Origin of the sequence: Streptococcus sp. AM28-20 (genome assembly GCF_003603595.1) — a bacterium.
Taxonomy (GTDB): Bacteria; Bacillota; Bacilli; order Lactobacillales; family Streptococcaceae; genus Streptococcus; species Streptococcus ilei.
In genome coordinates, this window is sequence record NZ_QTNK01000001.1 from 511,496 (window position 1) to 524,403 (window position 12,908).

The window sequence follows — 12,908 nt, forward strand, 5'->3', positions numbered from 1 at the left end:
GGCTGTAAAAGCTGATGAAATCAGCGTAGTAGAGCCCACTCAACCACTGCGTCTTGCTCGACAATCCAAAGACAATTGAGAGGCTAGGACTTTTGTCCCAGCCTCTATTTAGATTATTTTTTGTTGCGGTTCAAGATGGCGTTGAGAATAATTGCCAAGACGCTGGCAACAACAATTCCATTTGCAAAGAACATTTTAAATGCACTTGGAAGGCCGTTAAAGAGGGTACTATTGTTTAACCCTACTCCTGCTGCGATTGATACAGCCGCGATGAGGAAATTGTGCTCATTGTGTTCAAAATCAACACGCGCAAGGATCTGCATCCCTTGAATAGACACAAAACCAAACATAACCAGCATAGCTCCCCCAAGTACTGGACTTGGGATGATTTGCGCCAAAGCTCCAAACTTAGGCAGGAGACCAAGAAGAACGAGGAAACCAGCTGCGTAGTAGATTGGAAGACGGGTCTTGATACCAGACAATTTCACCAAGCCGACGTTTTGTGAGAACCCTGTGTATGGGAAGGTATTGAAGATACCACCGAGAAGGACGGCTAATCCTTCGGCACGGTAGCCATTGCGAAGGCGCGTGCTATCAATTGGATCTTTTGTAATATCTGAAAGAGCAAGATAGACACCAGTCGATTCGACCATAGAAACTGTCGCGATGATACACATCATGACGATTGAAGTGATTTCAAACTTTGGAGCTCCAAAGAAGAAGGGCGTTGGAACGTGAAGGACTGGAGCTTGCTCTACAGGAGTGAAGTCTACCAAGCCCATAGAAGCCGCGATAGCTGTTCCTACAATCAACCCAATCAAAATAGAAATAGATTTGATAAAGCCTGTCGTATAGATATTAACGACGAGAATGATGAGAATGGTAATCACAGCCAAGATCAAACTTTGAACCGTTGGTTCTGCTGCATTGTTTCCCATGTTCCCAATCGCAACTGGAATCAAGGTCAAACCGATTGTGGTAATGACAGATCCTGTCACAATAGATGGGAAGAGGTTGGCGATTTTAGAGAAGAATCCTGAGACCAGAACGACGTAAATCCCTGAAACAATCAAGGCCCCAAACATAGCCCCACTACCATGGCTAGCCCCAATCATGCTAAGAGGTGCCACAGACTGGAAGGCCACCCCGAGGACGACCGGTAGACCAATCCCGAAATGTTTGTTTAACTGCAATTGCAGGAAGGTGGCTACCCCACACATAAAGATATCTGTAGAAATCAGATAGGTTAGTTGCTGGGCATTATAGCCCAAAGCGCCGGCAATCATAATCGGCACTAAAATAGAACCCGAATACATGGCCAATAGGTGCTGCAAGCCTAGAATGGCTGCCTGTGAATGGTTTTCTTGCTTTTGCATTAGATGTCTGCCTCCTTGAATACAACTTGACCATTTTCAAAACGGTCCAAACGAGCTAGGGATACAACTGGGTAGCCGAGTTTTTCTAGCAGTCCACGGCCATCCTGGAAAGATTTCTCGATGACGATACCGACGGCTTCTACACTGGCACCAGCTTGTTCGATGATCTGGATCAAGCCCTTAGCTGCTTGGCCATTTGCTAGAAAGTCATCGATGATCAAGACGCGATCATCTGGTGTTAAAAACTTGCTAGCAATGGAAACCGTACTGGTCACTTGCTTGGTAAAGGAATAGACTTCTGCTGTCAAAATCCCTTCATTCATGGTAATATTCTTGGCTTTTTTAGCAAAGATCATGGGAAGTTCCAAAGCTTCTGCCACATAGAGGGCAGGAGCAATTCCGGAAGCTTCAATGGTCACAACCTTGGTCAGACCAGCATCTTTAAACCGGTCCGCAAAAGCCTTCCCAATTTCTTTCATCAACTGGTAATCCACTTGGTGGGTCAAGAAGGAATCAACCTTGAGGATATTCTCTCCCAAGACATATCCGTCTTTCAATATACGTTCTTCTAATAATTTCATGTTTTCTCCTAAACAGTATGGAACAAAAAATAGAGACTTACCAAGTAAGCCTCTAAAGAATCCAAGTATCCCTGGATCAATCTAAGACTTACTTATTGTTAGGTGTTCCGGCACCTTGTAGAGACCTTGCGCCAATCCGCAAGATAAATAAGTAATTGTAGTTTTAATGAGAGTCACCATTCCAGATAGAATTCTTTACGATGACATAATCGACATGCTTGAGATCAGCAACCTTGCGACCTCCAGCATAGGAAATAGAACTTTGCAAGTCTTGCTCCATCTCTGTCAAGGTATCTTGCAGATGACCTTTGGCTGGTAGGAGGATTTTCTTACCTTCAACATTTTTATAGGCCCCTTTTTGGTACTCGGAAGCAGATCCATAATACTCTTTAAAGGATTCCCCGTCGACTTCAACGGTTTTACCTGGGCTTTCAATGTGTCCTGCAAAAAGCGAGCCAATCATGACCATGCTAGCACCAAAGCGAATGGATTTAGCAATATCTCCGTGCGTCCGAATCCCCCCGTCCGCAATAATCGGCTTGCGAGCTGCTTTTGAACACCAACGAAGGGCTGCTAACTGCCAACCGCCAGTACCAAAGCCAGTCTTCACTTTGGTGATGCAGACCTTACCAGGACCGATCCCGACCTTGGTAGCATCCGCTCCAGCATTTTCCAACTCACGAACGGCCTCTGGTGTTCCGACATTTCCTGCGATGACAAAGGTATCTGGCAACTCCTTCTTGATATGCTGGATCATTTGGATCACACTATCTGAGTGACCGTGAGCGATATCGATGGTGATGTATTCAGGCGCATCGTCCTTGAGTTGAGTCACAAAGTCGTACTCATAGTCTTTTACTCCAACTGAGATAGAAGCAATTAAACCTTGATCGTGCATGCGTTTGATAAAAGGGATTCGACCAGCTTCGTCAAAGCGGTGCATAATGTAAAAATATCCCCCTTTAGCCAGTTGCTCGGCCACATCCTCATCGAGGATAGTCTGCATGTTGGCAGGTACGACTGGCAACTTGAAAGTGTGATTACCAAACTGAACTGACGTGTCAGCTTCTGCACGACTTTTGATAATGCACTTGTTAGGGATTAATTGAATATCTTCGTAATCAAAGATTGGAAATTCGTTTAACATACGGATTGAAATCTCGTTTCTAAATTTTAAATCGTGATGGTTCATCACTACGCCTTCCGACGTTTCCATTCAAGATTATAACAAAGATACGGAGTCGATTCAATTAGAATGCTGATTATCTAAATAATGTTCGGAAATTACTAGACGATTGTTTAGAGGAGTTTCTATATATGAGTTATTTATGAACAAACGCCAATCCAATTGATGATTTCTTTACTGACAAGATTAGGGACTGCTGTATAAAAATCGTGACCGAGATCCTTTAAGAGTACCTTCTTGATAGAGGGATCTAATGTCTCAAGGGCTTGAGCTCTCCAATCGGGCTCATCTTCGTATTTAGGACCGATAAACAAGGCCTTGGTATCCGTTAGTGGAGTTTGAAAAGATCGAATCTCCCTTCTGACTCTCAGCAGGGAAAGAACAGCTTGTGGATCTAGATCCAGTTCATAATGATAGAGGTCAGAATTCCAACGATAACTGGCTTGGATGGCTTTTATAGTCGCTGGCAAAGGATTGTCCGTATCTCCAAGTTCACTTGCAACAGCTTCCTCTAGAGATGAAAATACATGGTGCTTCAGATAGGCGACTGTCTCTTCAAGTTCCTGCTCTAGTGGTAAGATCTGGTCCATGTCAAGATAGCCACCGTCAAGGAGAACCAGGTGGGTCATTTGTGGTATTTTCGATGCTAGGTAGCGAGCCAAATCTCCACCTAGTGAATGGGCTATGATACAAGTATTTTCATTAGTATCCGCATGGGCTTCAAACCAATCTTCTATATCTTTAGGAGATTCCAGGTTCACCTTATAGGGGTCTAGATACGTGATGGGAAATGGAAAACAGTGAGCAAATTCGGTCATATGATTCTCGTTACTACCGAGGCCTCCGATAAAGTAAAACCTCATTCTTTTACCTCGATTTCCTTGATGATTCTGGCCGGATTACCTGCTAAGACTACATTATCCCCAAAGGATTTTGTCACCACTGATCCAGCTCCAACGACGACATTATCGCCTAGGGTAACACCTGGAAGAATGATGGCTCCTCCACCTGCCCAAAAGTTATCTCCAATCGTTATCGGAGCTCCATATTCCTTTCCTGCATTACGTTCATGCGGATCTAGGGGATGGAGAGGCGTGAGAAATTGGCAATTGGGACCGATCATGGCGTTCTTCCCAATCCTGATCGGGCAGACATCCAGCATGGTTAGGTTCCAGTTGGCATAAAAGTTCTCTCCTAAGTGGATATTCACCCCATAATCGCAAGCCAAAAAAGGGTGCAGGGAAAGATTTTCCCCAGTGGACCCGAACCAACTTTTTATGATTTGGCTTCGCTTATCTCCGTCTGCTTCTTGGTTAAAGACAAATTGGTTGGTCCGAGCTTCTTGCGCCAACCTCCTCAATTCTGGATCCATGGGACTGTAGAACTCACCAGCAATCATCTTTTCATATTCAGTTTTCATAGTCATCTCCCGTCTAATAGTAAAAAACCACTCATAGTGAGTGGGCTTGTTTATCTCTTAATGGTACATCAGGTAACCATCGAAGAGCTCAAATATTTTTCCTATCGCTCGGAAAACAAGAGCCGCAACAAGGGCAACCAGCAAGAAGTAAGCTACAGCAAAAATCACACTAATGATCATCATGACACACTCCTTTTTAATGTACTTTTTCCACCCTCCATTATACTCCTGGCCTATTTAAGATTCAAGGAAAACGCTATCACTTTTTGATTTGTTTTCAATTTGTAATTTACAAAAATTTTCAGACTGTTCAAAAATAACAAAAAGCAGGATTCTTGCTCAGATATCGTTTTAACTCTATCCTCCTGCTTTTGCTATTATGGAAAATGAAAGAAGACATCATCGTTCTGTCAGAAAATATCATGAAAGGAAAGCTATTTTTCTTCTTTTTTATCGGTCCTGTCTTTATCCTCTTCTTTTTCAGCGGCACCATTGTTGACGGCCGACTTGAATTCAGATAACATTTTTCCAAGTGAGTGTCCTAACTCTGGCAAACGCTTTGGTCCAAAGATTAAGAGGGCTCCCAGGATAATAATAATCAGACCTGGTGCACCGATATCACGTAAAATTCCCATATTTATCTCCTTTTTTGTATACGGTTATAGATGATGCGACTGATGCCCAGGCTCACTTCATAGAGCAAGATAAGAGGCACAGTCATTGCTAGATCACTGATAAAATCAGCAGGGGTCAGGATGACGGCTAGTACCAGCAATAGAAAGTAGGCTATTCGGCGATAGCGCCTTAACCAGTCTGGTGTTAAGATATGAATCGAGGTCAAAAAGGCTACAAGGACCGGCAATTCAAATAAGACACCCAGAGGAACGGTTGTATGAAAGACGAAGGTCAAATAGTTCTGTGCCGTTAACTGGATAGTAAACTGGCCTTGTCCCAACTTCAAGAGGACCTCTAAGATAGCCGGACTTACCAGATAATAGCCGAAGAATAAGCCTAGTAAGAAACAAATCAAACTGGCTGGCACATAGAGCAGAATAGCTCCTGCTTCCCCCTTTCTCAAAGCTGGCTTTACAAATTGCCAGACTTGAAAGAGGGTGAAGGGCAGGGTGATGGTGAAAGCCATTAAACCTGCCAATTGCAAGTAGATGCTTAAAATATCATTAGGTCCAAGTACTAAGAGTTTTTCCCGAAAGCCAGCTGTCAAGTAGGAATAAAGCTGATCAGAAAACAAGAGGGCTCCACAAAAGACAAGGAAAAAACAAAGGATGCAAGCAATGAAGCGTCGTCTAAACTCGCTTAAATGCTCTACAATCGTGAGCCTTCTATCTTCATTTTTCATGCTGCTTCACCGTCACAATCCCGATAATCAGGACAAATAAAACTTGGCAACCAAGAACTTCCAAGCTCGGGTAGATCCCTGCCCAATCAATGGTTGGGAAATTACTCAAGACATGGTTGGGAAGCATATTGGTTAATTGGAGCGCGTGTAGGCTCACCCCTAGCATCTTAAAGGCCAGAGCATAGATCATCCAAGTCAAGAGGAAGAAAATTTTATGTGGCTTGACCAGATGACTTGCCTTTGTCATAAGAATAGCAAGAATGGCTAAAACTGCAAGAGCTAAGCCGATCCCTAGGAAGAAATCAAAGGAACGAATACGAGGGAGGATCCCTACATAGAAAAGAATGGTCTCAGCTCCCTCTCGGAAGACAGCTAAGAAACTGAGAGCAAACATCGAAATGAAACTTCCAGTTGTAGTCACTGCCTTCATCTGCGTCTCCATGAATTGGTTCCATTTTTGAACAGAGGACTTGCGATGCAGCCAAATCCCAATGACAATCATCATACCTACTGCGATGATCCCTACTGCTCCTTCGATCACTTCACGGTTGGAAGCTGAAGTAACAGCCGGGAATAAGAATTGAAGAGCAACTGCAATGGCGGCACTGGCCAGGATCCCCAGAAGGGCACCTGAATAGACACATTTCAAGCCTTTGATCATTTTAGCTGACTTGAGAACTGTCACCAAAGCCATGACAATCAAGAGCGCTTCGACTCCTTCACGCAAGAGGATCAACATGGCATCAACCGCCGAATAGGAGGCAGTGGTATCAATGGCAGACAAATCACTAATCAGGACTTCCAACTGCTTTTGATACTTGCTTTCATTCCCCTTGACCATAATGACTGGACTTTGGCTTTCCACTCGGGTATAGAGGGCTGGATTGGTCGTGCTGACGTCCCCTTCGATTGTTGGCCAAATGGTAATGAACTCTTTCATCACTTGACTAGCCTGGCTAGTGTCATTGGCTTGGAAGAGACCAAGAGCTTTCTTGAGGAGCTTAATCCCGTCTGAAAGGGTCAGATTGGTGGATGTTTCTTCGATCTTTTCCCCACTGATAAATTGATCCAGCACATTCTTTAGGTCATCGTAAGAAGATTGGATGGAGTCAAAGTTTGTAGGCTCTGTTTCGATCGCACTTCTCAAGAAGGAGATAGCTGTTTCTACCTTTCCGTAATAAGCGGTACTATGATCTCTGACAACTGCTTCATTCCGAGTCCAGGTATTGTTTAAATCAGCGTAGGCCTTACGTGTTGCTTGGAGATCCTTTGCAGAAATCGCCTCTTGAAGCTTCTCAAAGTAAGGTTGTAAGCGAGTTTCTAGCTTCTCTTTTTCAGCATCCAGGTCGACTGGATTTTGCTCTTTTTCAAAGGCTAGCAAGGAAGCGGAAACTGTCACCAATTGTTTTTCTGTGATTTCGCCCTCCAAGTCCAGACTTTTCTGAACTTCCTTTCCTGCCTTAGAATCATGATTGTCTTTCTTCAGAAACTCTTCTTTTATCTCTGCTACTAGCGTGTAAGCCTTCTCTTGATCCTTGTCCCGAACTGCTGTCGTCGCGTCGGTAATTTTGATAAAAAGATCGCTATAAGATTCTGCTTGGACAGGCGATACGATGAAAAAGAGACAGGCTACAAAGACAACTAGAAGTTTATTCAAATAAGTCTTGACCAATGTAGCCTCCTTTCTTCACACCTCCAAAGCAGGCAAAGAGGCCACTGCCAATATGGGTCACGTATTCATTCATCTTATCGACTGCCCCAAGATTGGTTTGGATTTTTACAAAGCTGTCTGGATCCTTTTGGAAGGCAATAAAGAGTAATCCAGCATCAAACTGCCCCGTTTTCGGATCAATCCCATCAGAGTAGGAATAAGAGCGGCGTAAAATGGGTAAATCCACTTCTTTGGCCAAACGGACATGAGAGTCAACTGGTAAGAGGGAGAGATCCACTTCGTCAAATTCGTTTTTCTTTCCAAATGGTGCACCACTTTCTTTATAACGCCCAAAAGTATTTTCTTGCTCCTGCAGGTTGGTGCGGTCCCAGGTCTCTAAGTGCATGATAATCCTGCGAACAGCCATATAAGAGCCGTTTTTCATCCAGTCTTGACTATCAGACCAGACTACCTTATCAAAATCTTTCTCTGTCGTGACATTGGCAGTTCCATCCTTAAAACCAAAGAGGTTTCTCGGTGTTTCCATGCGATCCCCAATAGCAGCAAAGCCTGATTGACTCCACTTCATAGTCACCTTATTGCGTCCTTTACGGATTAGGTTGCGTACGGCATGAAAGGCCACCTGCTCATCATCTGCACAAGCCTGGATAACGATATCACCACCCGTATACTGCTCTCTCAACTGTTCCTTAGGAAAAGCTGGCAAATCTCGGAAGAGTTTAGGACGTTTCTTCTCAAGTCCTAATTTTGTCAAAAAACTAGCCGAAACACCAAAGGTTAAGGTGAGGCGATAAGGATTTAGTCCAACTGTTTCACCTGTATCACTTGGTGGCAAGAGAGCGTTGGATCCATCTTTTTTGACTAAGTCTCCGTTGACCAACTTCTCACTATAGTCCGTCCAATCCTTAAATAATTGGATGATCTCTTCTTTATCTTTTGTATGGAGGTCTAGCACGACAAAATAAATGTTTTTTTGCATGGGGGTTGTAATCCCCGACTGGTGCTTGCCATAAAAACTAATCTCTTCTTGACCGTCCGCGATATTCTTGGAATCTTGCTCCTTATTAGCGAAAAAAGCAGAAGCACCGGATAGACCAAGTGCTAAGCCTGCTCCCCCAATACCTGCTTTTTTCAGAAATTCGCGACGATCCATTTTCTTTTCAAAAAATTTTTCGTCTTTTGTCATTGTTATTTACCGTTTAAAATGATTCCCATTTGAGAGAGAGGTTCCCCCAATTTCGTTACTGCTTCCGCTAGTTCTTTGGTATCCTCTTCTGTTAGATCTGTATATGATTTATAGTTGGATTCATCCGTCATATGTTTGTCTAACAAGTCATTCACAGCCTTGAATTCTGTCTCAAGAGTTTTCACTAGCTTGGCATCCTTCTTCTCAATGAGAGGTTTGAAGAGAGCAAAGATCTTCTCAGCTCCTTCAATATTGGCACGGAAATCGTAGAGATCTGTATGAGAGAAGATTTCTTCTTCACCAGTGATCTTTTGTGTAGCCACTTCATTCAAGAGGTCAACCGCCCCTGTCAACATCATATCTGGCGTTACTTCTACTGTCGCAATCTTAGCTTTCAGCTCTTTGATATCATTGACCAATTGCTCTGCATATTTTTCAGTGCCTTCGGTTGTATTTTGTTCCCAGAGGATGCGTTCGATACGGTGGAAGCCTGACCATCCTTCTTCTGATTTGTTTTCATCGACATAGTCAACCAAACGGAAGTCAATCTTGACATCAGACTCCCCAAAGCTTTCAGCGATTGGTTCAGAGCGTTCATAAGACATCCGAATCAAAGGATAGACCTTCTTAGCTTCTTCTAAATCACCACTTTTGAGGACTCTTTGAAATTCCTCTGTATCTTTTAACAATTGATCGATTTGTCCTTGCACAAACTCCTTATATTCACTTGTCGCCTGGTCCAAGGCTTTTTGGTCCTCTTTTAACAATCTCACTGTCGAAGATGAACTATTTGTAGTTGTGTTTTTTGAAGATGTATTGGCACAGCCTGCTAATAAAGCGACTGATAAGAGTGTTACTGCAAGTTTTTTCATGAGAATTTCTCCTGGATTCGTTTTTTACGTGGTCTATTATAGCAGAGATTTTCTCATTTTTCAACAATTGTCAGAAAACTTTAATAAAATGAATTAAAGAAGTATTTCTTTTACCCGACCGATATCTGTCTCTTTTACTACGAGGTAGATGCTATCTCCTAGATAGAGGCGGGTACTACCATGCACCGTACTGTTTTTTCCATTATGCTGATGAGTTGTGATCAGGAGGTCTCTCGGTAGATCTAAATCTCGAACCTGACGGCCTGCTATTTTCTCCGATACAGGAATTTCAATCAAGGTTAAGACATCTGAACCGCTGGTCACCTCAGGCATCAATTGCTCCAGCATAGCCTCGTAGACAGGGGCCCCTTTTAGCAGATCCATAGTAATGTAAGCTGTCAAAGTCACCAAGCCAATCGGCATCAAGGTTCGTATATCTCCTACCATTTCAGTCACTAAAATCATGGCTGTCAAGGGCGCTTTTGAAATGGCACTGAAATAACCACTCATTCCTAAAATAACAAACAAGGGGAGTTGATTCGAATGTATGAGACCAAACTTCAACAAAACAGCCGCAACCAAGGCTCCTAAAACAGAGCCTAGAGCTAGAATTGGAAGAAAGATGCCACCAGGAAGACCACTACCGTAACTGATCATACTCCAAATAAATCGTATCGCAAAATAGAAAATCAGAGTCTGGATACTAAGAGGGACATGGGCTAAGTTCAAAACCAACTGGTTACCACCGCCTAATAAGTGAGGGAAATAATAACCGATCGGTAGGATCAAAAGAAAGGCAAAGAGTGGATAATAAGGAGCGGTCACCTTGAAACAGCCACCAAGCTTTTGATAAACACGACCAATATTTAAAACAGCAACTTCATAGAAATAACCAGTTAGGCCCAGAAAAATTCCCATCACTAAGAAAATCCAATAACTGGATAAATCGATATGTGGGATGTGGTCTGGCATGTTTAAAACAGGTGTTTGACCGAAAATATTGAGGGAGACAAAGTTTGCGACCAAACTCGCAGCCAAAGTCGATACCCAGAAGACACGAGAAAAATGATGGTAGACTTCTTCTACTACAAAGAGTAGACCAGCGATCGGTGCATTGAAGGCTGCTGCCAAACCTGCTGCGGCACCGCTGGCAATCAAGGCTCTTTCTTCTACTGGACTAAGCGCAAGTTTCTTAGCCAGCCCCTTTCCTCCCATGGCGCCAAGTTGGATACTGGGGCCTTCACGACCCAACATCAAACCACTTGCAATTGCTAAAATCCCTAAAATGTACTTCTGCCAAAGGGTAGTCCACCAGTCTATCTGAAGTAGTCCTTTTAATTCTGCTTCTACTTGAGGAATACCAGATCCTTTAACGTTTTTGTTCTTTTTGATGAGCTGGCTAGCTAGCAAAATAATAAAAAGATACATCAAAAGGATGGTGACCCAATTGATCGGACTTCTTCCAAGATCCTTATACAATCCTTGCACAACATGAAAGAGATACTCAATAAAAAATCGAAAACTCGAGACAATCGCACCGACTACGAGCCCTACTAAAACACCTCTGCTAACCTGAGATAAAATAGATCTTGAGGTCGATTGAAATTCTCTTTGGATTTGCTGACTTTGTTTCATAAATTCACTTAAACTCCAAGATTAATTGCCTTTATTATACTATTTTTCACGGCTCTTGAGTATGAGATAATCAAAAAAACGCCCTAACGAGCGTTTTTTGACTTTATTATTCAGCAGTTAAAGCCGCCATTGTGATGTAGTTGTATGGTTTGTTGAAGTGTGGCAAGAAGAATAAGTCAGTCAGTGCCAACTTATCAATCGTCACGTGTTCTTGAATAGCAAGTGAGAACATATGAATTCCCATTGAGATTGCACTATCACGTGATACCATTTGAGCACCAAGGATTTGACGGTTGTCTTTATTGTAGACAATCTTGATTGCGACTTCATGGTTATCGTGTTTGATAAATTCAGGTTTTTGAAGATCGTTGAATCCTGTTTCGCCAGCATTGAAACCAGCAGCTTTTGCTTTTTCAAGTGTCAAACCAGTCGAAACCATGTGAAGACCGTAGATTGAGATACCATTAGAACCTTGAACACCGATTCCTTCCAATTCATGACCAGTCGCGTTGTAAGCTCCAACAATACCTGAACGAACAGCGTTAGATGCAAGAGCGATGTAACTCATTTCATCACGTGCGTTATCGTAGATAGTCGCACAGTCACCTACAGCGTATACACCAGGAAGTGACGTTTCTTGTTTCTTGTCTACAAGGAAGGCACCGTTGCGGAAGAGTTCGATCTTACCATCAGCAAGAGCTGTGTTAGGACGGAAACCAACAGCAAGAATAACCATATCCACGTCGAATGTTTCTTTGTCAGTTACCAAGCGTTCTACTTTACCATTTCCTTCAACTGCTTGAACAGTTTGTCCAAGAGCCAAACGGATGTTGTGGTCTTCCAAGTTTTTAGCCATAATGTCTGTGAAATCTTTATCGTAGTATCCGTTCAAGACAGTATCCACGATATCAACTAGGACAACGTCTTTTCCAAGACGCTCGAAAGCTTCAGCTAACTCAACACCGATGTACCCGCCACCAACTACGGCAATGCGGTTCAAGTGTTTGCTATTGTCTTTCAATTTTTCAATCACTTCTTCAGCGTTTTGGTACAATTTAACGAACTGAAGATTTTCAAGAGTCGCCTTGAACTCACGGTTACCAGGCACAATTTCAACTCCTTTGATTGGAGGAATGATTGGTGTTGAACCAGTCGCGAAGATTAATTTTTCATACGATTCTTTGTGCTCTTTTCCGTCAACTTCAGCAGTTACAACCTTGTTGTCGTAGTCGATCGAAAGAACTGGTGCGTTCATGTAAACTTTAGCGCCTTTAGCTTCTAATTTTTCTTTATCAGAATAGAACAAGCCTTCAGGACCGTCAATTTGTTCACCAATCCAAAGAGCCATTCCGCATCCAAGAAATGAGATGTTTGAGTTTTGGTCAAAAACAACGATTTCATTTTCGATTCCAAAATTATCCAACATTGTGTTGATACATGCAGTTCCAGCGTGGTTAGCACCCACAACTACGATTTTACTCATAGAAAAAATCCTACCTTTAATTTTATTTACCTTACAATTATAACATGAATATGATATCGTTTCCAATTATTTTGCTTACAATTTGTGATATTTTTTTCAAATCTTTAATCACAAGCCTTGAAAAATGTCAACAAATTTGC

Annotated in this window: 13 protein-coding genes and 1 riboswitch; all 13 genes read right to left on the reverse strand. The window is 42.6% G+C overall.

What is annotated here, in order from left to right:
• Window positions 1-113 precede the first annotated feature (113 nt).
• The 13 genes from DW738_RS02675 to DW738_RS02730 all read right to left on the reverse strand — a co-directional run bounded on the left by DW738_RS02675 (window position 114) and on the right by DW738_RS02730 (window position 12,768).
• Window positions 114-1,376, reverse strand: a complete 1,263-nt coding sequence (locus tag DW738_RS02675) for a nucleobase:cation symporter-2 family protein (RefSeq protein WP_123160250.1) — start codon at window positions 1,374-1,376, stop codon at window positions 114-116.
• Window positions 1,376-1,957 (reverse strand): xanthine phosphoribosyltransferase, encoded by a 582-nt coding sequence (locus DW738_RS02680; RefSeq protein ID WP_123160251.1) that lies wholly within the window; start codon window positions 1,955-1,957, stop codon window positions 1,376-1,378. The genes DW738_RS02675 and DW738_RS02680 overlap by 1 nt, the downstream gene beginning before the upstream one ends.
• Window positions 1,958-2,032: 75 nt before the next feature.
• Window positions 2,033-2,128: riboswitch (purine riboswitch) on the reverse strand.
• Window positions 2,121-3,104, reverse strand: coding sequence for a GMP reductase (gene guaC, locus DW738_RS02685; RefSeq protein WP_023023279.1), 984 nt, complete (start codon window positions 3,102-3,104; stop codon window positions 2,121-2,123). Its footprint overlaps the riboswitch before it by 8 nt.
• A gap of 179 nt (window positions 3,105-3,283) precedes the next feature.
• Entirely contained in the window at window positions 3,284-3,961 is a 678-nt protein-coding gene (locus DW738_RS02690; RefSeq protein WP_243634242.1) for an alpha/beta hydrolase, read from the reverse strand.
• A gap of 41 nt (window positions 3,962-4,002) precedes the next feature.
• A complete protein-coding gene (locus tag DW738_RS02695) occupies window positions 4,003-4,563 on the reverse strand; it encodes a sugar O-acetyltransferase (RefSeq protein ID WP_123160253.1) in 561 nt (186 codons plus the stop codon).
• A gap of 57 nt (window positions 4,564-4,620) precedes the next feature.
• Window positions 4,621-4,746, reverse strand: a complete 126-nt coding sequence (locus tag DW738_RS10445; protein WP_023023285.1) for a hypothetical protein — start codon at window positions 4,744-4,746, stop codon at window positions 4,621-4,623.
• A gap of 251 nt (window positions 4,747-4,997) precedes the next feature.
• The gene (locus DW738_RS02700) at window positions 4,998-5,198 is read right to left on the reverse strand and encodes a twin-arginine translocase TatA/TatE family subunit (protein ID WP_123160254.1); all 201 of its coding nucleotides are present in this window, start codon (window positions 5,196-5,198) and stop codon (window positions 4,998-5,000) included.
• Window positions 5,199-5,200: 2 nt separating this feature from the next.
• A complete protein-coding gene (gene tatC, locus DW738_RS02705; RefSeq protein ID WP_123159178.1) occupies window positions 5,201-5,920 on the reverse strand; it encodes a twin-arginine translocase subunit TatC in 720 nt (239 codons plus the stop codon).
• Window positions 5,910-7,592: an FTR1 family protein gene (locus tag DW738_RS02710; RefSeq protein WP_123160255.1), complete on the reverse strand. Its 1,683-nt coding sequence runs from the start codon at window positions 7,590-7,592 to the stop codon at window positions 5,910-5,912. Before DW738_RS02710 ends, tatC begins: the two co-directional genes overlap by 11 nt.
• The gene (gene efeB, locus DW738_RS02715) at window positions 7,570-8,778 is read right to left on the reverse strand and encodes an iron uptake transporter deferrochelatase/peroxidase subunit (RefSeq protein WP_123160256.1); all 1,209 of its coding nucleotides are present in this window, start codon (window positions 8,776-8,778) and stop codon (window positions 7,570-7,572) included. Before efeB ends, DW738_RS02710 begins: the two co-directional genes overlap by 23 nt.
• A 2-nt stretch (window positions 8,779-8,780) precedes the next feature.
• On the reverse strand, window positions 8,781-9,650 hold the full coding sequence (gene efeO, locus DW738_RS02720; protein WP_123160257.1) for an iron uptake system protein EfeO: 870 nt from the start codon (window positions 9,648-9,650) through the stop codon (window positions 8,781-8,783).
• 93 nt (window positions 9,651-9,743) lie between these two features.
• A complete protein-coding gene (locus tag DW738_RS02725; RefSeq protein WP_123160258.1) occupies window positions 9,744-11,285 on the reverse strand; it encodes a ClC family H(+)/Cl(-) exchange transporter in 1,542 nt (513 codons plus the stop codon).
• 106 nt (window positions 11,286-11,391) lie between these two features.
• The gene (locus DW738_RS02730; RefSeq protein ID WP_123160259.1) at window positions 11,392-12,768 is read right to left on the reverse strand and encodes an FAD-dependent oxidoreductase; all 1,377 of its coding nucleotides are present in this window, start codon (window positions 12,766-12,768) and stop codon (window positions 11,392-11,394) included.
• Between the last annotated feature and the right edge of the window lie 140 nt (window positions 12,769-12,908).